Origin of the sequence: Flavihumibacter sp. ZG627, from assembly GCF_000814325.1 — a bacterium.
Classification (GTDB): domain Bacteria; phylum Bacteroidota; class Bacteroidia; order Chitinophagales; family Chitinophagaceae; genus Flavihumibacter.
Window position 1 is genome coordinate 42,086 of record NZ_JPHF01000001.1, and the last position, 22,875, is coordinate 64,960.

The 22,875-nt window shown below is 45.7% G+C and carries 17 protein-coding genes; 16 read left to right on the top strand and 1 reads right to left on the bottom strand.

Features of this window, described 5'->3' with window-relative positions; all coding sequences use genetic code 11:
• The first annotated feature begins 16 nt into the window (after positions 1-16).
• The 12 genes from HY58_RS00190 to HY58_RS00245 all read left to right on the top strand — a co-directional run bounded on the left by HY58_RS00190 (position 17) and on the right by HY58_RS00245 (position 16,037).
• On the top strand, positions 17-1,459 hold the full coding sequence (locus HY58_RS00190; RefSeq protein WP_039126082.1) for a glycoside hydrolase family 30 beta sandwich domain-containing protein: 1,443 nt from the start codon (positions 17-19) through the stop codon (positions 1,457-1,459).
• Positions 1,460-1,477: 18 nt separating this feature from the next.
• Positions 1,478-2,968, top strand: coding sequence for a glycoside hydrolase family 30 beta sandwich domain-containing protein (locus tag HY58_RS00195; protein ID WP_039126083.1), 1,491 nt, complete (start codon positions 1,478-1,480; stop codon positions 2,966-2,968).
• 19 nt (positions 2,969-2,987) lie between these two features.
• Positions 2,988-4,667, top strand: a complete 1,680-nt coding sequence (locus HY58_RS00200) for a glucoamylase family protein (RefSeq protein ID WP_039126084.1) — start codon at positions 2,988-2,990, stop codon at positions 4,665-4,667.
• A gap of 15 nt (positions 4,668-4,682) precedes the next feature.
• Entirely contained in the window at positions 4,683-6,089 is a 1,407-nt protein-coding gene (locus HY58_RS00205; protein WP_253271464.1) for a glucoamylase family protein, read from the top strand.
• A gap of 29 nt (positions 6,090-6,118) precedes the next feature.
• Positions 6,119-7,294, top strand: a complete 1,176-nt coding sequence (locus HY58_RS00210) for a Gfo/Idh/MocA family protein (RefSeq protein ID WP_039126086.1) — start codon at positions 6,119-6,121, stop codon at positions 7,292-7,294.
• Between the two features lie 86 nt (positions 7,295-7,380).
• Entirely contained in the window at positions 7,381-9,063 is a 1,683-nt protein-coding gene (locus HY58_RS00215) for a GMC oxidoreductase (protein ID WP_039126089.1), read from the top strand.
• A gap of 9 nt (positions 9,064-9,072) precedes the next feature.
• The gene (locus HY58_RS00220) at positions 9,073-9,507 is read left to right on the top strand and encodes a DoxX family protein (protein ID WP_039126092.1); all 435 of its coding nucleotides are present in this window, start codon (positions 9,073-9,075) and stop codon (positions 9,505-9,507) included.
• A 6-nt stretch (positions 9,508-9,513) separates the two neighbouring features.
• Positions 9,514-11,265, top strand: a complete 1,752-nt coding sequence (locus HY58_RS00225; RefSeq protein ID WP_082021997.1) for a discoidin domain-containing protein — start codon at positions 9,514-9,516, stop codon at positions 11,263-11,265.
• Positions 11,266-11,293: 28 nt separating this feature from the next.
• Positions 11,294-12,019, top strand: coding sequence for a GDSL-type esterase/lipase family protein (locus HY58_RS00230; protein WP_156123514.1), 726 nt, complete (start codon positions 11,294-11,296; stop codon positions 12,017-12,019).
• A gap of 63 nt (positions 12,020-12,082) precedes the next feature.
• Positions 12,083-14,449, top strand: a complete 2,367-nt coding sequence (gene bglX / locus HY58_RS00235) for a beta-glucosidase BglX (RefSeq protein WP_253271465.1) — start codon at positions 12,083-12,085, stop codon at positions 14,447-14,449.
• Between the two features lie 92 nt (positions 14,450-14,541).
• Complete coding sequence (locus tag HY58_RS00240; protein WP_039126099.1) at positions 14,542-15,354, top strand: DUF1080 domain-containing protein; 813 nt, start codon at positions 14,542-14,544, stop codon at positions 15,352-15,354.
• Positions 15,355-15,422: 68 nt separating this feature from the next.
• Positions 15,423-16,037 (top strand): HAD family phosphatase, encoded by a 615-nt coding sequence (locus HY58_RS00245; RefSeq protein ID WP_039126102.1) that lies wholly within the window; start codon positions 15,423-15,425, stop codon positions 16,035-16,037.
• A gap of 64 nt (positions 16,038-16,101) precedes the next feature.
• On the opposite strand, the gene HY58_RS00250 is transcribed toward HY58_RS00245, so the two are convergent.
• Complete coding sequence (locus HY58_RS00250; RefSeq protein ID WP_039126105.1) at positions 16,102-16,389, bottom strand: hypothetical protein; 288 nt, start codon at positions 16,387-16,389, stop codon at positions 16,102-16,104.
• A 212-nt stretch (positions 16,390-16,601) separates the two neighbouring features.
• On the opposite strand from HY58_RS00250, the gene HY58_RS00255 reads away from it, so the two are divergent.
• The 4 genes from HY58_RS00255 (at position 16,602) to HY58_RS00270 (ending at position 22,851) form a co-directional block, all read left to right on the top strand.
• Positions 16,602-17,045, top strand: coding sequence for a ribosome maturation factor (locus HY58_RS00255; protein WP_253271466.1), 444 nt, complete (start codon positions 16,602-16,604; stop codon positions 17,043-17,045).
• 11 nt (positions 17,046-17,056) lie between these two features.
• The gene (gene nusA, locus HY58_RS00260; RefSeq protein ID WP_039126110.1) at positions 17,057-18,304 is read left to right on the top strand and encodes a transcription termination factor NusA; all 1,248 of its coding nucleotides are present in this window, start codon (positions 17,057-17,059) and stop codon (positions 18,302-18,304) included.
• A 24-nt stretch (positions 18,305-18,328) separates the two neighbouring features.
• Complete coding sequence (gene infB / locus HY58_RS00265; RefSeq protein ID WP_039126112.1) at positions 18,329-21,397, top strand: translation initiation factor IF-2; 3,069 nt, start codon at positions 18,329-18,331, stop codon at positions 21,395-21,397.
• Between the two features lie 101 nt (positions 21,398-21,498).
• Entirely contained in the window at positions 21,499-22,851 is a 1,353-nt protein-coding gene (locus tag HY58_RS00270; RefSeq protein WP_039126115.1) for a peptidylprolyl isomerase, read from the top strand.
• Positions 22,852-22,875 lie beyond the last annotated feature (24 nt).

Sequence of the window (22,875 nt, forward strand, 5' to 3'; positions counted from 1 at the left end):
GCGAAATACTATTGTTATGTATAAAAAAACAAGACTTCCCAGGGCTCTTCTTTTACTGATGCTGGTTTGGGGAACAAATTGTTCTGACAAAGGGATGAGCGGAACTGTGGTTCAACCTCCTCCGGTGAGGCCCAACGATGTGGATATGTGGCTCACAAAAGCTGACCAGACTGCCCTATTGCAGAAACAGAACCTTACTATTTCCTTTATAGATACTACCAATAATTACCCAAATATTGATGTTGATTCAAGCATTTCGTTTCAACCTGTAGAAGGCTTCGGTTATACGCTTACAGGGGGCAGTGCCACTCTTATCCGCGGCCTGAATACAACAAACAGAACAAGCCTTTTGCATGAACTCTTCGGCACAACCGGAAATGCCATTGGAATCAGCTATTTAAGGGTCAGTATTGGCGCATCTGACCTTAGCGAAACAGTGTTCAGTTATAATGATCTTCCTGCGGGACAAACTGATCCCGAACTCACAAAATTTAATCTTAGCAAGGATACTATCGACCTGATACCAGTACTGAAAGAAATACTCGCTATCAGTCCTTCTGTCAAAATAATGGGCTCTCCCTGGAGTCCTCCGGTTTGGATGAAAGACAATGGAAAGTCAATCGGCGGAAGTCTTCTCCCCCAATATTATAGTTCCTATGCAAAATATTTTGTGAAGTATATCGAGGCTATGAAAGCAAATGGTATCAATATAGATGCCATCACCATACAGAATGAACCTCAGCATGGTGGTAATAACCCCAGCATGGTGATGAGCGCCCGGCAACAGGCAGATTTCATAAAGAATCATCTGGGACCCGCCTTCCAGGCAGCAGGTATAACAACAAAGATCATCGTGTGGGATCATAACTGTGATAACCCCGATTATCCGATCGCTATCCTCAATGACCCGGCAGCAAAACAATATGTACACGGATCTGCATTCCATCTCTATGCCGGTGATATCAATGCCCTCTCAAAAGTACATACTGCACATCCTGATAAAGCACTTTATTTCACAGAACAATGGACCTCCTCAAAAGGTGAATTTGGGGGCGACCTCAAATGGCATATGAAGAATGTGATCATAGGATCAATGCTAAACTGGAGCAGGGTGGCACTGGAATGGAACCTCGCAAACAATGCAATATTCGGCCCACATACCCAGGGAGGTTGTACAGAATGTAAAGGCGCCCTTACCATCAGTGGAACAAATATTCAAAGGAATGTGAGCTATTATATTGTAGCACATGCCTCACGTTTTGTTCCCGCAGGATCTGTAAGAATAAGTAGTACGCAGGTAGCCGGACTAACCAATGTTGTATTTAAAAGACCCGATGGAAAAAAAGTTATGCTGATAGTAAATGACGGCAATTCAGCCGCCGGTTTCAACATTCGTTACAAAGGTAAACGCGCACTCAGTTCTTTGTCTGCAGGATCTGCAGCAACCTTTATATGGTAACCCCTTAAACAACGTTGTATGAAACTCAATTCATTATTTGCATCCTTACTTGCTCTGGCTGCTTCCTGCCAGCAGGCCGAAGAAAAGAAGCTGGTTGATTCTCCCGCTGATTCTCTGTCAGCTGCACCTGCTTTTAACGCTGCGGGTAAAATAGTACTGGCATATACAACAGCAGAGAAAACAAACCATCGGTTAACCCTTACCGATACCCTTAGCTTTTCTGAAATGGGGCAGCCAAAGGAAACACAGGTCTGCATTTTCATCGACCCCAAACGTATTTATCAGTCGTTCATGGGAATAGGTGGTGCTATCACTGATGCGTCGGCAGAAACCCTTGCAAAACTTCCCGCAGCAAAACAGGAAGAATTACTTCGTGCTTATTTTAGTCAGGATAGCGGTATAGGCTATTCGCTGATCCGTACCAATATCCAGAGTTGCGATTTCAGCAGCGGCAGTTATTCTTATGTTCAGGAAGGTGACAAAGAACTCAAGACCTTCTCCATTGAGCATGATAAACAATATAAAATTCCCATGATAAAGAGGGCTATCACCTCTGCAGGTGGAAAGATCCCGCTCTATGCCAGTCCATGGAGCCCTCCCGCATTCATGAAAGACAATAAGAACATGCTCCAGGGAGGTAAACTCCTTCCCGAATTTTATGACGCATGGGCCAATATGTATGTGAAATTTATAAATGCCTATGAGGCAGAAGGAATGCCAATTTGGGGGATCTCCATCCAGAATGAACCAATGGCTACCCAACGCTGGGAGAGTTGCATTTATAGCGCCGAAGAGGAGCGCGACTTTCTCAAAAATAATCTTGGTCCCACCATGCATAAAGCAGGATTCCAGGACAAAAAGATCATCATGTGGGATCATAACCGCGACCTGATCTACCAGCGTGCTCAAACCTATTTTAATGATCCTGAAGTTGCCAAATATGCCTGGGGCATTGGCTTCCATTGGTATGAGAACTGGAGCGGCGGCGATAATATGTTCGATAACGTCGCCTTGGTGCATGAAGCATTTCCCGATGAGAATATTCTATTCACCGAGGGATGCCAGGAAAAGTTTGAAGCCTCCCGTTATTATGAATGGAAATGGGCAGAAAGATATGGTAAGAATATGATCAAGGATTTCAACGCGGGTGCAGTGGGCTGGACCGACTGGAATATTCTCCTTGATGAAACCGGCGGACCTAATCATGTCCAGAACTTTTGTTTCGCACCCATGCATGGCGATACAAAAAAGGGAGAGCTGATCTATACTAACGCCTACTATTATATCGGGCACTTTTCAAAGTTTATCCGTCCAGGTGCTAAAAGGATCATCAGTAGTGCAAGCAGGTCTCAATTACTTACAACTTCCTTCCTTAATGAAGATGGCTCGATGGTTGTAGTGGTAATGAACCAGGGTGATATCAATACGCCATTTTTTCTCTGGGTGGATGGTAAGGCTGCTGAAACGGTTGCCCTTCCACATTCGATCAATACTTATCTGATCAGGTGACCGCTTAAAACGATTGACGATGACCAAAGCCTGCCATTATTTTACGATCGCCACCATGATGGCCATTAGTTGCTGGAGTTGCGGCAAGTCGGAAGAAAAGCCCGACCCCACACCACCACCTCCAAAACCTTTGACCGTTAAGAGCATTCAGCTTAACAATGCCACCATGAATGATCTTATCTATGATGTGTCAACACGTCCTGGTATCAGGGTGCATTTCAGTGAACCGCTCCTCAGTTCTAGCGTTGCTGCCGCCGTTAAACTCACTGATCCTTCGGGTGCTGCTTCGGTTTCCACCAGCCTTCAGAACGGCGATTCAGTATTACTGATAACGCCGGGTGCCGATCTCAAATACCTTTCAAGGCATACACTGCAAGTAACCAGTGCATTGAAATCTGTGGGAGGCGTAAGTTTGAATACTGTTCTTTCAAGGTCCTTCGTTACCAAAATTGATTCCTCCAATAAGTTTTCCCTCCTATCTGATGAAGAGCTACTTACCCTGGTTCAAAAACAGACATTTAAATATTTCTGGGATTTCGGTCATCCGGTAAGTGGACTTGCGAGGGAGCGAAATACATCTGGTGATATCGTAACATCAGGTGGCTCTGGTTTTGGAATTATGGCAATCGTTACAGCTACCGATCGCAATTTTATTACCCGCGCAGAAGCGCTTACGAGGCTGCAAACCATGGTCACGTTCCTTAGAGACACAGCCAAAACATTCCATGGCGCCTATCCTCATTGGCTAAACGGGGCAACAGGCCTGGCAGAACCTTTCAGCCAGAAAGATAACGGCGCCGACCTGGTTGAAACATCATTCCTCGTTATGGGATTGATCACCGCGAGGCAATATTTTGACCGCGCTGAAGCTGCTGAAACTGCTTTGCGCAATGATATCAATACCATTTGTAACAGGGTTGAATGGAACTGGTTCCGGAAAAATGATGAGCAGGTTTTATACTGGCATTGGAGTGAAAACTACGGATGGGAAATGAACCATCCTGTACGTGGCTGGAATGAGTGTTTGGTTACCTATGTACTCGGGGCTTCTTCAACTACTCACGGCATTCCGAAATCAGTTTATGATCAGGGATGGAAAGGGCTGGGTGCAAATGGCTTCCTGAATGGAAATAAGTATTATGACATCACACTACCATTAGGTCCGGCCTATGGAGGGCCACTATTTTTCTCACATTATTCATTTCTGGGAATCAATCCGAATGGACTTAGTGATGTTCATGCCAATTACAAAACTCAGAATACCAGCCATACCCAGATCAATTATAAATACTGCGTAGCAAATCCAAAAAACCACTACGGTTATAGCAGCAAGGTATGGGGACTTACAGCAAGTGATATTGAAGGTGGATATACAGCCAGCTCACCCACCAACGATATTGGGGTTATAGCGCCTACGGCCGCTCTGGCTTCCTTTCCCTATACCCCGCAGGAATCGATGGACGCACTAAAGTTTTATTACTATGTGCTGGGTGATAAACTCTGGAAGGAATATGGTTTTGTTGATGCATTCTCTTTAAAGGATCAGTGGTTCGCAAATTCATTTATAGCCATTGATCAGGCTCCTATTATCATTATGATTGAAAATTACCGCTCCGGACTGCTATGGGAATTGTTTACCAGTGCGCCGGAAGTGCAGCAGGCTATGAAAACACTTGGTTTTTCAGCACCTTATCTATAATCTTAAATCAACGATATGAAGATTCGTCAGCTTTTGCCCGCAGTAGCATTCAGAACGACACCAAGAAAAACTTTCATTAGACCAGCATTACTGATAATCACCGTATGCCTGTTTCAGTCGGCTGATCTTAGCGCACAAAAAAAGAAGACTCCCAAAGCGCCTGTTAAAGCTCCCATGGAACAGGGAGTGCTCACAGATTCTGCACTTCTTGACCTTGTACAAAAACAAACCTTTCGCTATTTCTGGGATTTTGCCCACCCTGTATCTGGCCTTTCAAGAGAACGTAGTAATGTGGCCTATAATTATGGTCCAGAGGTAGTGACTACAGGAGGTACCGGTTTCGGTATCATGGCGGTGATCGTTGCAACCGAAAGAAAATGGATATCCCGTGATACTGCTGCAAGGTTCCTGCTGAAGATGGTTAACTTCCTGCATAAGGCAGATGCATATCATGGAGTGTTCCCCCATTGGCTGAATGGTGCAACAGGTAAGACCATCCCCTTCAGTAGAAAAGATGATGGAGCCGACCTTGTGGAAACATCGTATCTCTTACAGGGCTTGCTTACTGCAAGACAATACTTCAATGGCGATGATAAAACAGAAAGAGAACTACGTAACAGGATCGGCTGGATCTGGAATGATGTTGAATGGGATTGGTTCACAAGAGGGGGACAGGAAGTTTTGTACTGGCACTGGAGTCCTAATAACGGCTGGGCCATGAATTTCCCCGTGCGCGGATTCAATGAATGCCTTATCATGTATGTACTTGCGGCATCAGGTGAACGCTATCCGGTATCTCCCAATGTTTATCACCGTGGATGGGCACAGAGCAATTTTTTTAATAACGGCAAAGAGTTTTATGGTATTAAACTGCCGCTGGGTTTTGATTATGGCGGACCCTTGTTTTTCTCCCATTATTCATTTGTTGGCCTTGACCCCCGCGGCCTGAAAGACCGCTATGCCGATTACTGGGAGCAGAACCGCAATCATACCCTCATTAACCGCGAACACAGTATTCGTAATCCAAATAATTTCAAGGGCTATTCTGCCAGCAACTGGGGACTAACGGCAAGTGATACCTATTCAGGTTATGATGCCCATTCGCCCACCAATGATAATGGTACAATTACACCAACTGCAGCCCTATCTGCCTTTCCTTATACGCCCGAGTATTCTATGCAGGCCCTCCGGCATTTCTATTATAATCTTGGTGATAAGATCTGGAGTGAATATGGCTTCGTGGATGCTTTCAATGAAACACAGAACTGGTACGCAAAGAGCCATCTGGCCATTGACCAGGGGCCGATAATTTTAATGATAGAAAACTATCGTTCGGGGTTACTCTGGAACCTTTTTATGAGTGCCCCTGAAATTCAGAAGGGATTGAAGAAACTGGGATTTGAGAGTCCGCATTTGAAGTAATCAAATTATTCATTTATAACAATTTTATCATGACCCGCCAGCATTTTATAGTTAATGCCACGCTTGCCGGTATCGGTGCCATGGTATCGTCATTAGAAGCACTGGCTATTTCAGAATCAAAGAGAATAAGGGTGGCTATAATCGGATGCGGTTCTGTTTCAACCCAATATCTTCCTCACTTAACTGCTTCCCCACAAGTAGAGGTAGTTAGTGTTTGCGATATCATTTACCAGCGAGCCGTCAATCGCGCAGCAGAATATAAAATTGCTAATCACTATGATCATATTGATAAGCAATTGGCTGGCGCTCCATTTGAACTCCTGGTGAATCTCACAGATATGCAGGAACATGGCCGGCTTAATAAGATCGCCCTCTCCAAAGGCAAACATGTGTGGAGCGAAAAACCCATGGCTAATACCTACAAGGAGGGTCGCGAATTACTAGACCTTGCACTACAAAAAAAACTGAGATTCTGGGGTGCTCCGGCAGTAGTTAATAGTCCGCAGTTTGCATTTATGTCCAAAGCCATCCAGGATGGTAAACTTGGGAAAATTTCAAGTGCACATGCACATTATGGTCATGAAGGTCCGGGATGGTCAGCATTTTTCTATGAAAAAGGCGGTGGAAGCCTGCCCGACCTGGGTGTTTATAACATCGCTACATTAACTGGTTTGCTGGGCCCCGCAAAGTCATTAATAGCAATGACTAACATTATAACCCCCGAGCGTAAGGTCGATAACAAGGGTCTGATTAAAGTGGAAGCGGAAGACAATGCCATGATCATAATGGAGCATGCAGGCGGTACATTATCACATATACAATGTGGGTTCAATTATTTCGATCCTTATGGACATGGTGGAAAGGGTCAGGAAAAACCTTCCATCAGCATCTGGGGAACAAAGGGAAATATGTCATTAGTTGGATATGACTGGGCGCCGGCAGGTGTTGATATGGCCACGCATGATGAACCCGCTACCAAAAGACATCTTCCCGATCCGGGAAAATACAAGTGGCAGGAAGGGGCAACAGTAGTGGCAGATGCTTTGCTTAATAATAAGGAGCTTCTTATAAATCCTGAACATGCCCTGCATGTGCTCGACATCATGGAAGCAGCCAGGGCCTCCTCTACCACGGGACAAAAGATCAGCCTTCATTCCACTTTTCACTGGCCCATATTTGGGAAGTCAATAGTCAATAGGGAATAGAAATACATTTTCCTTTAATTCTTACCTCTTAAATCTTAATTCTTACCTCTTAAATCTTACTTCTTACCTCTTAAATCTTACCTTCTATGGTTTCTTACGATGCAATAGTTATTGGAAGCGGCATCAGCGGTGGCTGGGCGGCAAAAGAACTTTGCGAGAAAGGCTTGAAGACGCTGGTATTAGAGCGCGGACGGAATATTGAGCATATAAAAGACTACCCGGGCTATGACCGCCATCCCTGGCAATTGCCTCATAGAGGAAGACTGCCACAATCGATACTTAAAGAAAACCCGCTGATTACAAAGGCAGCGGGCTATTCCGAAGACACGGAGCATTTCTTTATCCGTGACCAGGATCATCCCTATATTCAGGAGAAACCATTCGACTGGATCCGTGGATACCAGGTTGGTGGCAAATCACTCACCTGGGGCAGGAGCTGTCAGAGATGGAGCGACTATGATTTCAACGCACCAAAAAAATTTGGCTTTGGTATTGACTGGCCCATTCGATATGAGGATATCGCTCCATGGTATAGCCACACCGAAAAATTTGTGGGCATATGTGGTAACAAAGATGGGGTGCCCTCCATGCCCGACGGAGAGTTTCTCCCTCCCTATGAGTTAAACTGCGTTGAACAACATTTCAAGGAAGTGTTGTGGAAAGAGTACAATAGATATTATGTTTCAGGGCGATGGGCACACCTGTCACAACCTACTGAGGAACATCTGCAACAGGGTAGGGGCCAATGCCTGAATCGTAACCTCTGTATGCGTGGTTGCCCATTTGGGGGCTATTTCAGTTCGGTTACATCCACGCTTCCCTGGGCAAAGAAAACCGGTAATCTAACCCTGCGACCTCATTCGGTAGTGCATTCTATAATATATGATAAGGATAAGAAAAAAGCCACTGGTGTGCGGGTGATCGATGCCGTTAGCAAAGAGGTTATTGATTATTCCGCCAGACTAATATTTGTAAATGCATCGGCACTCAATTCTAACCTGATACTGCTGAACTCAAAATCAGAGCGTTTCCCGGATGGTCTGGGAAATGATAGTGGTGTTCTCGGGAAATATATCGGCTTCCATAATTACAGGGGTTATATGAATGGTGCTGTCAAGGGATTTACTGACAAATACTATACACCTGGTAGGCCAGTTGAGTGCGTGATCCCTAATTTCAGAAATCTGGATCGCCAGGATACCGATTTCATTGGCGGCTACACTATCTTTAGTGGAGCTTACCGCGAACGATTTAATTCCGACGCCCACCCGGGGCTCATTGGTGCTTCCCTGAAAGAAGCAATCACTGAGCCAGGCGGCTGGAGGGTATATATGTACATGCAGGGCGAAACCATCCCAAAAGAAGCAAACCGTGTTTACCTGAGTGCCGATAAGAAAGATCAGTGGGGAATTCCCCTTCTGGTGACAGATGTTGGGTATGATGACAATGACGAAAAGATGGTGAATGATTTCCTTACCCAGGGAAAAGACATGATGGAGAAAGCTGGTGCCTATGATGTTTTTGTCAATGACTCGAAGCAGCCTCCTGGTCTTGATATTCATGAAATGGGAGGTATACGTATGGGGCATGATCCTAAAACTTCCATGCTTAATGCTTTCAACCAGGTACATGCATGCCCCAATGTATTTGTAACAGATGGCGCCTGCATGACAAGCACTGGCAACCAGAGTCCGTCAATTCTTTATATGGCCTTCGCTGCAAGAGCTGCAAACCATGCAGTTGAAGAAATGAAAAGGGGAAACCTGTAAATCTAAAAAATGAAACAATTTTTCTCACCTTCTAATACAATCTGGTACCATCAGGGCATTGCATTGGTAAGGGTCATCGTAGGTTTCTTCATGGCTTACCACGGTTGGGAAATTTTCAATGAGAAACAAATGAGCGATTACGCAAAATGGCTCTCTGAACTCCATTTCCCCCAGCCATTGATAATGGCCTATTTAGGAAAAGGAGCTGAATTGATTTCAGGTATTCTGATAATGGTTGGTCTGTTCACCAGGCTCGCGGTCATTCCAATGATTGCTACAATGCTGGTGATCGCTTTTGGTATGGGAAAAGGAAAGGTGCACTACGAAGACCAGCACCCCTTTATGTTTGTATTGATCGGCGCCCTTTTCTTTTTTATTGGTCCGGGTAGGTGGAGCCTCGACCAGGCGCTGTTCGGGAAGAATGATATCCATTCACCTAAATAAAAACTAATGAAAATATTCCAACAATATATTGCGATGATCCTGGTGTGGGTACTTTTTATTTGCCCCACAACCTACGCACAGCAGAAAACTTATTGTAATCCAATAAATATCGATTATGGTTATACACCCATCCCTAATTTTTCTGAATGGGGAAGACATCGTGCCACAGCCGACCCAGTAATTGTTACCTATAAAGGAGATTATTATTTATTCTCCACCAACCAATGGGGCTACTGGTGGAGCAGTGATATGCTGAACTGGAACTTTGTATCACGTTTATTTCTTAAACCCTGGCATAAGGTCTATGATGAACTTTGCGCTCCCGCGGTTACTGTAATTGGCGATACCATTCTTGTTTTTGGTTCCACTTACAGCAGTAATTTTCCCTTGTGGATGAGTACCAATCCAAAAGGAAATGAATGGAAAGAAGCACTTGATTCACTGGAGATCGGTGGATGGGATCCTGCCTTTTTTCTTGATGATGATGGGCGCTTCTACATGTACAATGGAAGCAGTAACCGTTATCCCTTATATGGAGTGGAGATGGATCGAAAAACCTTCAAACCCATTGGCACCCGAAAGGAAATGTACCTGCTGGAGCAGTGGCGATATGGCTGGCAACGCTTCGGTGAGTATATGGACAATACCTTCCTTGATCCATTTATTGAAGGAGCCTGGGTTACCAAGCACAATGGAAAATATTATTTCCAATACGGCGCACCCGGAACTGAAATGAGCGGGTATGCAGATGGCGTGGTAGTGGGCGATTCACCCCTGGGACCATTCACCCCTCAATCGGATCCCTTCAGTTTTAAACCCGGAGGTTTCGCAAGAGGTGCCGGTCATGGGGCAACCTACCAGGATAAGTGGAACAACTATTGGCATGTATCTACTATGGGTATCAGCGTGAAGAATACTTTTGAAAGAAGAAATGGGATCTGGCCTGCTGGTTTCGATAAAGAAGGGGTGATGTACTGCAACACAGTCTTCGGCGATTATCCTCACTACCTTCCCCAAGGGGAAGCCGATCACCTTAAATCAAGATTCACCGGATGGATGTTACTCAACTATAAAAAACCGGTAACGGTTTCGTCTACACTGGGGAGTTATGCTCCTAACAATGCAGTTGATGAAAGCATTAAAACATATTGGAGCGCAGCCACAGGTAATAAGGGGGAATGGATACAATCAGACCTCGGAGCGCCTTCCACCGTTAACGGTATCCAGATTAACTATGCCGACCAGGATGCGGCCTTCCTCGGAAAGCAAACCAATATATTCCACCAGTATAAACTCTATTCGTCTACGGATGGAAAGAAATGGAAGCTCCTGGTAGATAAAAGCAACAACAAAAGAGATATTCCCCATGAGTATGTTGAGTTGGAAGTGCCGGTTACAGCCAGATATATAAGGGTCGAAAATATACATATGCCCACTGGCAAATTTGCCATCTCCGGTCTTCGTGTATTTGGAAAAGGAATGGGTGAGAAGCCGGAACCTGTTAAAGAATTCGTGGTATTAAGAACGGAAAAAGACAAACGTAGCGCTTATATCAAGTGGCGACCTGTGGATAATGCATATGCCTACAATATATTTTATGGCACCGCACCTGATAAACTGTATAACTGTATCATGGTGCATGATGCAAATGAATATTATTTTAAAGGAATGGACAGCCAGAAAACGTATTACTACACCATTGAAGCAGTTAGTGAAAATGGAATATCAGAGCGCTTTTCTCTCCTGAAATCGGAATAAGTTTTGTAGTAACAAAAATGATCAGCATATGAATCATCCTATACCAAAAATGAATTTTGCCGGCATTCATCGGCTCCTGCAGCGGGTACTATTGACCGTATTTTCCCTAATAACATTTACCAGTTATTCGCAACAGCCTTCCACCATTCACCGGCCACTGCCTCCATTTTATGATGATGTCATGGCATTTGTTAAGCAGGATAGTTTGGAAAAGCCATCCCTCAATAAGATACTCTTTATTGGCAGCTCTTCTTTTACGATGTGGAAAGATGTGGCGGATTATTTTCCCGGTTACACTATCATCAATCGTGGTTTTGGAGGCTCCTCGCTGCCCGACCTGATGCGATACCAGGAACTGATTGTTTACCCTTATGAGCCCAAACAGATCCTTATCTATTGTGGTGAGAATGACCTGGCAGCCAGCGATACAGTAAGTGCTGATATGGTTTATAACAGGTTCCTTCAACTCTTCGCCGACCTCAGGAACCGTTTCCCCAATGTCAATATCAGTTTTGTTTCAATGAAGCCGAGTCCCAGCCGCATGCATATGCAGCAAAGACTTATAGCCGCCAATAAATCTATCCGCGATTTCCTCGCAACTAAGAAAAATACGGCATACATTGATGTATATACGCCAATGCTGGGTGCTGATGGTCAACCCCTTCCTGATATTTTTCTGGGAGACAAGCTTCACATGAATGCTAAAGGCTATGCCATCTGGCAAAAACAGATTAAACCCTACCTTATGAAGTAAATATCAGGATCAGCCGCAAAAGCAACGAGCGAACAACTTTCCACAAACGAAAAACAACGAAAGATGAGACGAATTTCTTCTATTTTCTTGCCTATGGCAATTTGTTCAGTACTGGCAATGCCGGTAAGGATCACAGCCCAGGTGAAGGCGCAGCAGCCTGCAGCCTCATCAACAAAGTCACGGCCATCTGCAATCGCCCCTGCCCAATCTTTGCCGGAGCAGGCGAAGATGAAAACCTTCATTGACGCACTGATGAAGAAAATGACCCTCGATGAAAAGATCGGACAACTCAACCTGTTAGTGGGTGGTGAAGCTACAACCGGTTCGGTAGTAAGCACCGGAGTGGAAGACAAGATCCGCAAAGGACAGGTTGGGGGCATCTTTAGCGTTACTTCCCCGCAACGTATTCGTAAGGTTCAGGAACTTGCTATCAACAATAGCAGGCTTAAAATTCCCATCATCTTTGGTCTCGATGTAATTCATGGCTACCGTACTGCATTTCCTATTCCCCTTGCACTTGCTGCAAGCTGGGATATGGAACTAATAGAAAGGTCTGCCCGTATGGCTGCACAGGAAGCAAGTGCCGACGGACTCAACTGGACCTTCTCCCCAATGGTTGACATTTCCCGCGACCCTCGTTGGGGACGTATTGCAGAAAGCTCCGGAGAAGATCCCTTTCTCGGTTCGGCTATCGCAAAGGCAATGGTAAAAGGTTACCAGGGTGATGATCTTTCTAAAAACAATACACTGATGGCCTGTGTGAAACACTTCGCACTTTATGGCGCTTCGGAAGCTGGGCGCGATTATCATTCAGTTGACATGAGCCGCATCAAAATGTACAATGATTATTTCCCTCCCTACAAAGCAGCCGTTGACGCAGGCGTGGGTTCTGTAATGAGCTCTTTCAATGATGTTGAGGGAATTCCCGCCACCGGAAATAAATGGTTGCTTACCGATGTGCTTCGTAAGCAATGGGGCTTCAAAGGCCTGGTGGTGTCAGACTACACTTCCGTGAATGAAATGATTGACCATGGACTTGGAGACCTTCAGGCTGTTTCTGCCCTTTCCCTAAAAGCCGGATTGGATATGGACATGGTAGGGGAAGGATTCCTCACAACATTGAGAAAATCATTGCAGGAAGGTAAAGTTACGCAGCCGGAAATTGACAATGCCTGCCGCCGTATTCTGGAAGCTAAATATAAACTCGGCCTTTTTGATGACCCTTACCGTTACTGCGATGAGAACCGTGCGAAAACCGAAATATTTACTGATGCAAACAGGAAGATCGCACGGGAAACAGCAACCCGCACCTTCGTATTATTAAAGAATCTGAATAATACTCTGCCTTTACAAAGAAAGGGAACTATAGCGCTTGTTGGTCCGCTTGCCAATAGCAAGGAGAATATGGTTGGCACATGGGCGGTGTCGGCTGATCCTTCTAAAGCAACTTCATTGCTGGATGGACTTAAACAGGTTGCCGGCAGCAACGTAAATATTCTATACGCACGCGGTGCTAATGTTACTGAAGACTCAGCTCTTGAAGCACGCACAAGTATATTTGGCAAACTGATGGAACGCGATAACAGGAATGCTGATACCCTGATAGCAGAAGCCCTGAAGGCGGCAGCTGGTGCTGATGTAATTGTAGCCGCCATGGGTGAACTCGCAGAAATGACAGGCGAAGCATCCAGTCGCTCCGATCTCAACCTCCCCCGCAGTCAGAAGAAATTACTCGACGCTCTTATAGCCACCGGTAAGCCGGTAGTAATGGTACTCTTTACTGGAAGACCCCTGTCAATCGTGGAAGAAGACGCCAAACTTCCTGCGATACTTAACGTTTGGTTCGGCGGATCCGAAGCTGGTCCCGCTATTGCAGACGTGCTGTTCGGTGACCAGAACCCTTCGGGTAAAATTACCGCTACCTTCCCGCGCAATGTGGGTCAGATACCTATTTATTACAGTTACCGGAGCACCGGCCGTCCCCTCCAGGGCGATAACTTCCAGAAGTTTCGTTCCAACTACCTCGATGTTTCAAATACCCCTCTCTATCCGTTTGGTTACGGCCTGAGCTATACCACTTTTAATTATGGTGATATTAATCTCAGTAGCGCAAAAATGAAGGGCAATAAGCAACTTACTGCAACAATTACGGTTACCAATAGTGGAAAAGTTGCGGGAGAAGAAGTTGTGCAATTATATATACGTGATAAAGTGGCATCCAATACACGTCCGTTAAAGGAATTGAAAGGGTTTCAGAAGATACTTCTCCAACCAGGTGAGTCAAAACAGGTAAGCTTTACCGTGAGTACTGAAGAATTGAAATTCTATAACCATGAATTAAAGCATATATGGGAAGCCGGTGAGTTTGAGATCATGATCGGAGGTAACTCCCGCGATACCAAATCTGAAACAGTTTGGTGGGATAAATAATTCCATCCTTAGCTTAATCACAATAGGTTTAATACAACCGATCTTAATCATCCCCTTATGGCGGATGATTTTTTTTGAATTAACTTGAAGTCATGAAAAATAGACCGTTTTATTTAGAGGGGATGGTAATCCTTCTTTCAGTGTTTTTCTGCTGCGCATGCATGCAAACAAAGCAGCTATCAGCCCCCGATGAATGGAAAGAACTTTTCAACGGAAAAGACATGAATGATTGGTGGGTGAAAATTAACCACCATGAAGTGGATGATAATTTCGGTAAAACCTTCCGGGTTGAGGATGGCATGATAAAGGTGAGATACGACCAGTATGACGATTTCAATAATCGCTTTGCTCATCTCTATTACAAGAAACCTTTCGATTATTTTCATCTCATTGTGGAATACCGGTTTACAGGAAAATTCCACCATAACGCTCCCGGCTATGCGATCCGCAACAGTGGCGTTATGTTTCACTCTCAGGATCCCCGTACAATGTATAAAGACCAGGACTGGCCCATATCAGTTGAGATGCAATTCCTCGCAGGGCTCGATGACGGAAAAGCCCGGCCCACAGGTAATATGTGTTCGCCGGGTACAGATGTTATTTTTGAAGGACGCGTTGACCCAAGGCATTGTATTGAATCAACGTCCAAAACTTATCCTATGGAAGAATGGGTTCGTGCCGAAGCAATGGTATATGGCGACTCATTGGTAAAACATATTATCAATGGCGATACAGTTCTTGTATATTCCAAACCCCAGATCGGTGGCGGTGTGGTGAATAATTACAATCCCTCTATTAAGATAGATGGCAAACTTCTTAGTAGTGGATATATTGCACTCCAGGCTGAGGGACAGGAAATCGACTTCCGACGTGTTTCCATCAAAGAAATCCCTCGAACCCCCTAAATCTTACCTCTTAAATCTTACCTCTTACCTTAAATCTTACCTCTTACCTCTTAAATCTTACCTGTAACATGTCTGAAATCAGAAACATAATCCTTGACCTTGGCGGTGTACTGATGAATATCAGTTTCGCCGATACAGAGAAAGCCTTTGAGAAAATAGGACTTAAGAACTTCCATAATTATTTTTCGCAGTACAAAGCCACTCCGCTATTTGAAGATCTGGAAACGGGAAAGGTCACTGAGACGGAATTCATCCATAATTTCCGGAATGAAACCGGCCTCAAAGCACGCGACCATGAAATTGTACAGGCCTGGAATGCCATGCTCCACGACTTTCCACCCGAGAGGATCGAATGGCTTCGCAATCTCGAAGGCCGTTATCGCGTCTTCCTATTCAGTAATACAAATATTATTCACCATGAAGAATTCCAGCTGAAATTTCATGCGAATTATCCCGGCAAGGCCTTCGACCGGCATTTTGAAAAAGCTTATTACTCGCATGTGATAGGAATGAGGAAGCCCTATGTGGAATCATACCATGCCCTTCTTGCCGATGCGGGAATAGATGCCCATGATTCAGTATTTATCGACGATACGCTCACCAATGTGGAAGGAGCACGCGCTGCCGGCCTCCAGGGAATCTTCCTTGAACCGGGTAAAACCGTCCTGGACCTCCCTCTCTAAATCTTACCTCTTAAATCTTACCTCTTCCCTCAAATCTTACCTCTTCAATCTTACCTCTTACCTCTTATTTCTTACCTGTCTGGATTTCCTCAAAATCTATATAATCACTTTTCCTCGGCTTATCGGTACGGGAAGGATCAACCTGAGAAAATGATCCCGGCCCTTGCTGGAATTGCTGTCCGCCAGCACCCGGATATTGTTGTTGGGAACGCATTTGGGCATCCATCTGCTCCTGGGCAGCCTTGAACTGGCGACGTACCTGGCGGGTAGCACGTGTTACAGGGATTAGAAATCCGAAAATAAAACGGTAAGCGATGTACGCCAATAACAGTAGTAATACAGTTTTTAACATAGCCACGCAAAGGTACATTCTATACAAATGAAGTTATTGTTAATCTTGCCCGCTCCTAATTTGGAAGGAATAGGCTATTACCTTACATTTGCAGCGGAAAAAGAAGCAAGAGAAGGGAACGAAAGCGTTCCCTTCTTCCATTTTCATATCCCCCATTGCACGGGAAAAGGCTAGAATCAGGACATTTGACAAACGAAACCCTTATACAATCTGTGACCAGGTTCATCAATGAACTGCTGGAAGGTGATACTGACAACTTCCTCGTGGACCTGCGGGTGAAACCGGGGAACAATATAAAGGTGTTCATGGATGCTGACAGTGGAATAAGCATTGCACGATGTGTAAGTATCAACCGCGCCCTGTATAAAAAGATCGAAGAGGCAGCCTGGTTTCCGGAAGGGGATTTCTCACTGGAAGTATCGTCACCCGGGTTAGATGAGCCACTGAAACTTCTTCGGCAATACAGGAAAAACCTTGGCAGAAGCGTGGAAGTGACCATGAAGGATGCCTCCAGAATTGAGGGTAAATTGCTGGAAGTAACTGAAGACGGAATCGTTGTGGAAGAAATAAAAGGTAAGAATAAGAAAAAGGAAGTGATAGCACATTCCTTGTTATTTGATAACATCAAACAGACTAAAATTCAGGTAGTTTTCTAAATATCACTACAATGGCAAGTATCAATTTGATAGAAGCATTTCAGGATTTCAAAGACGCGGAGAATATTGACCGTCCCACCATGATGAAAGTGGTGGAAGATGTTTTCAAGACCCTCCTGCGCAAGAAATACGGTGCAGACGACAACTTCGACGTGATCGTGAACGCTGAAAAAGGTGACCTCGAGATCATTCGCAGGCGCACTATCGTAGAAGATGGTGCAGTTGAAGACCCGCTGGCACAGATCGCCTATAGCGATGCTGTTAAGGTGGAACCCGACTATGAAGTGGGTGAAGAGCTGTACGAAGCGGTAGAGATCCTCGATTTTGGTCGGAGAGCAATTCTTGCCGCCAAACAAACACTGGCAAGCCGTATCAGTGACCTGAAAAAGAACGTATTGGTCAAAAAATATGGTGACCGTGTAGGGGATATTCTGAGTGCCGAAGTTTACCAGGTCTGGAAAAAGGAAATCCTCCTGCTCGATGAAGAAGGAAACGAACTTATCCTCCCCAAAAGTGAACAGATCCCACAGGATTATTTCAAGAAAGGCGAAACAATCCGTGCTGTGGTAAAGAAGGTGGAACTAAAAAATAATTCACCCGTAATCATTTTGTCGCGCACCAGTCCGCTTTTCCTCGCTAAATTGCTCGAAATTGAGGTTCCGGAGATTTTCGACGGCCTGATCGTGATCAAAAAGATCGTTCGCGAACCAGGTGAAAGAGCCAAGGTTGCAGTAGAATCCTATGATGACAGGATAGATCCGGTTGGTGCCTGTGTGGGCATGAAGGGAAGCCGAATCCATGGCATCGTTCGGGAACTGAAGAATGAAAACATAGATGTTATCAATTACACCAACAATATCCAACTTCTGATCCAGCGCTCACTTACGCCCGCCAAGATCACCAGTATGGAGCTGGACAACGAAAAGCACCATGTAAACGTCTTCCTGAAGCCCGACCAGGTATCACTTGCCATTGGTCGTAAAGGCGTTAATATTAAACTGGCCCAGGAATTGACCGGATTGACAATTGACGTATTCCGTGATAATGAAGGAGAACCGGAAGAATTTGATATAGACCTCGATGAATTCAGCGACGAAATTGAAACCTGGATCATTGATGAATTAAAACGCATCGGCTGTGATACCGCACGCAGCGTTTTGGACCTTACTGTTGACGAATTAGAGAGAAGAACTGACCTGGAACGCGAAACCATTGAAGAGGTGAAGCGGGTTGTTCAGGAGGAGTTCGAAAAAGAATAAATACTGTTCACACAGAAAAGATAAATGGCAGAAACAACAACACCTAGATTGATGGCTGCGGCCAAGGAATTCAACATCGGTAAAGACACCCTTGTTGACTTTCTGGCGAGCAAAGGATTTGATCGTGAAGATCTGAAACCCACTTCCAAACTCACGGAGGACATGTACAATGCCCTTCAGCGTGAGTTTCAGGGCGATAAAGTGGCAAAGATCAAAAGCGACCAGATTGACCTGCCCAAAGGCAGTGTGCAGGATAAGAAGCGGAAGGAAGATGAGGATATCAGTATTCGTAAAGAAGTTAAGAAGACAGAGCCTGTTAAGGAAGAAAAGCCAGTAGTAGTTGAGGCCACTCCGGCACCCGTTCAAAAAGTGGAAGCGCCAGCTGCTCCGGAACCAGTTGCCCAGGTGGAAGCCCCTGAACCTGCTCCGGTTGAAGCTCCGGCTCCAACACCGGCCCCGGAAGCTGAGCCTGCTCCCATTGTGGAAGCGACACCAGCCCCTGTAGCAGAAGTTTCTGTTCCGGATGCTACGCCTGTAACAGAAAAGCCCGCAAGCTTTGAGGGCCCCAAGATCATTGACAAGATCGACCTCTCTACCATCGATTCTTCAACCCGACCTAAGAAAACGGTGAAGAAATCAGAGGCACCCGCACCCGCGGCTAAAGCAGTGGAACCCCCCGCTCCTAAAGCGCCAAAAGCCCCGGTAGCCGTACCTAAAGAAGATGTTGTTGCTAAAGAAAAGACTATTGAAAACCCACCGGTCGCAGCACCACAGGAAGAACCTGAAACGCCGCCGATGATTGAAAATATCCAGGCACAGCGCCTTACCGGGCCTAAGATCTTAGGTAAGATCCAGCTTCCGGTTGATAGCGATACCCGCCCTAAAGCAGCGCCAGCAGCATCAGCCGGTGCATCAGCATCATCCGCTGCCCATGACGAAAAACGTAAACGTAAACGTATCCCTATCGACAAGAAAGGGGAGAATATCACCCGCCAGCAGGCAAGCGGACAGCAGGGTGGTGGTGGCGGATACCAGGGCCAGCAACGTCCACCCGGTCAGGGTGGTGGCGGGGGCCGGTTCCCGCGTCCACAGGGCCCAGGTGCCGGAGGCGGCAGAGGTCCGGCCCGTCCGGGACAAGGAGCACCTCGTACCGGTGGTCCTCGTGAAGTAAAAGAAATTGACCAGAAAGAGATCCAGGAGAAAATACGCCAGACCCAGGCCAAAATGGCCGGAAGCTCTGGCAAAGGTAGAAGTGTAAAATCAAGGCTCCGCCGTGAGAAACGCCAGGAAATGGCCGACCAGCAAGGCAATGAGACCCAGGATATGACCCTGCAGGTAACAGAATTTATCAGCGTTAGCGAACTGGCTAACCTGATGGATGTTGGTTATGCCGATGTTATCGGAAAATGTATGGGACTTGGAATGATGGTGTCTATTAACCAACGACTCGACGCTGAAGTAATTGAACTGGTTGCCAATGAATTTGGATTCAATGTTGAATTTATCGGAGTTGATGACGTTGACCAGCTTGATGAAGAAGATGATGAAGATTCACCCGATGAACTTCAGCCACGTAGTCCCATCGTTACCATCATGGGTCACGTTGACCATGGTAAAACCTCACTGCTCGACTATATCCGCTCTGCCAACGTAGTTGGCGGTGAAGCAGGTGGTATCACCCAGCACATTGGTGCCTATACAGTTGATCTCCCAAGTGGTAAAAAGATCGCATTCCTCGATACACCCGGTCACGAAGCCTTTACGGCGATGCGTGCACGTGGAGCCAAGGTTACCGATATCGCTGTGATCGTGATCGCTGCAGATGATGCCGTGATGCCACAAACGAAAGAAGCCATCAGCCATGCCCAGGCCGCAGGTGTTCCAATGATCTTCGCCATAAACAAGATCGATAAAGATGGTGCAAACCCTCAGAAAATATATGAGCAGCTCGCAGGAATGAATATTCTCGTTGAAGAATGGGGTGGTAAATTCCAGAGCCAGGAACTGAGCGCTAAAAAAGGACTCAATGTTGATCTCCTGCTCGAAAAAATATTGCTCGAAGCTGAAATTCTGGACCTGAAAGCAAACCCCGAGCGAGAAGCAAACGGAACCATCATTGAAGCAACCCTCGATAAGGGCCGCGGATATGTTGCTACCGTACTTGTTCAGAACGGTACCCTTCACCAGGGAGATCTGGTAGTATCGGGACAGTTCTACGGAAGGGTGAAAGCAATGTTCAACGAAAGGAACAAAAAGCTCGATCAGGCCCCACCATCCACACCAGTTTTGATCCTTGGTCTGAATGGTGCACCACAGGCGGGTGAAACATTCCGCGTATTTGAAGACGAATCAGAAGCTAAAGATATCGCTACCCGCCGGGCACAGATCCTGCGGGAACAGGGTATCCGTACCAAGAAACATATCACCCTTGATGAGATCGGCCGACGCCTCGCACTGGGTAACTTTAAGCAGCTCAACCTCATCATCAAAGGTGACGTGGATGGATCTGTGGAGGCACTGAGTGATTCCCTGATCAAGCAAAGTACCGAAGAGATCGCGGTGAGCGTTGTGCACAAAGCCGTTGGTGCAATCACAGAAAGTGATGTACTCCTTGCAACTGCATCAGACGCCATTATCATCGGATTTAACGTCAGGGCATCCTCACAGGCAGCCAAGCTGGCAGAAAATGAAGGTGTACAGATCAAGACTTACTCCATCATTTACAATGCCATTGAAGAGATCAGAAGCGCCATGGAAGGAATGCTTGAACCCAAAGTACAGGAGAAGGAAGTTGCTACCGTGGAGATCAGGGAAGTGTACAAATTCGATAAGGCTACTGTTGCCGGATGTTTTGTTACGGAAGGTAAGATCAAGCGCGATAGTAAGATCCGCCTCTTCCGCGATGGCGTACTCATCTACCCTCGTACCGAAGGAGCCTTTGCTGAACTGGGAAGCCTGAAACGCTTTAAAGACGATGTAAAAGAAGTAAACAACAATTACGAGTGCGGACTTACACTTAAAAACTTTGCCGATATACAGGTGGGAGATACCATCGTGGCAATCGAAGAAGAAGAAGTTAAACGTACTCTGTAATGATCCGCTCCTCACAGTAACCCTGTGAGGAGCCATATCATTTTGTTAAATAATCAAACAATCGAAACAGGAGCCCGTCTCCTGTTTTAATTTGTAGAAGAATGAAGAAATTATTGCTGCTTTTGACGGCCATCAGCGCCGGCTACCTCACCCAGGCACAAACGCGTAAAGTAGTGGCTGACAAAATTATTGGTGTGGTAGGAGATAAGATCATACTCCACTCCGATATCAGGAACGCCATCTTTGATGCACAGCGTCAGGGACAAACACTTCCCGATAACCCGGAATGTATCATCATGGAACAGGCCCTTGCTCAGAAAGCACTGGTGTTACAGGCTGAAAAAGATTCACTGGTTGTGAGTGAGGCAGAGATCGAAGCGCTGCTTGATAACCAGGTTCGTGGTTTCGTTCAGATGTACGGTTCCAAAGATGCCCTCGAGCAAATCGCGGGACGAACTGTTTACCAGATAAAGGAAGATTTCAGGCAGTCTTTCACAGAGAGGAAGCAGGCTGAAATGATGCGGGCCAAGATCGTCGAAAACATCCGAATCACACCAAATGAAGTAAAGGATTATTTCGATAAAATCCCCTTTGACAGTTTACCCTTTTATGAGAGTGAACTTGAAGTAGGTGAAGTAGTGATGTATCCAAAGGCGAGCCGTGACCTGGAACTTTATGCCATCGAAGAACTCAAGGATTTTAAACAGCAGGTAGAAGAGGGACGTCAGAAATTTGAGACACTCGCTAGCCTTTATACAGATGATCCGGGAAGCAAAAATACTGGTGGCATGTATGCCATTAACCGTACCGAAAAACAAATGGACCCGGCATTTATTTCCAATGCCTTCAGGCTTCGCGAAGGACAGGTTTCCCCTGTTTTCAAAAGTAAATTCGGATACCATATCATCCAGATGGTTAGCCGCGCCGGAGATGATGCAACCGTGCGCCATATCCTGAAAATCCCCGCAATAACCGATACCGAAGTAGGAACGGTTGTTGAAAAAATGGATTCCCTCCGTACTAGAATTGTTGATGGAACAGTAGGATTTGGGGAGGCAGTTAACAGGTACAGTGAAGACGAAAATTCCAAGTTCACAGGTGGTATGCGCCAGTGTGGGAACGGCACCTTTTGCACCATCGATCAACTCGACAAGGAACTGGTATTACAATTGAAAGATCTCAATCCCGGCGACTTTTCAAAACCCCTTGTTTATACCGATGAGCGGGGTAAGAAAGGAGTACGATTAATTTACCTGAAATCACGTACAGAACCCCATCGCGAAAACCTGAAAGACGATTATAATAAGGTGGCAGAAAGAGCCCTTGAAGAGAAGCGATATGAAACCATCGAAAAATGGTTCGCCAATAAGATCCCGAGTTTTTATCTCACCATTGATCCACAGTTTGCTTCCTGTGACCAGCTTGGATTATGGATGCAGAATCTGGCAAAATAACCTTTCCTGTCTGATGTTTTTCCT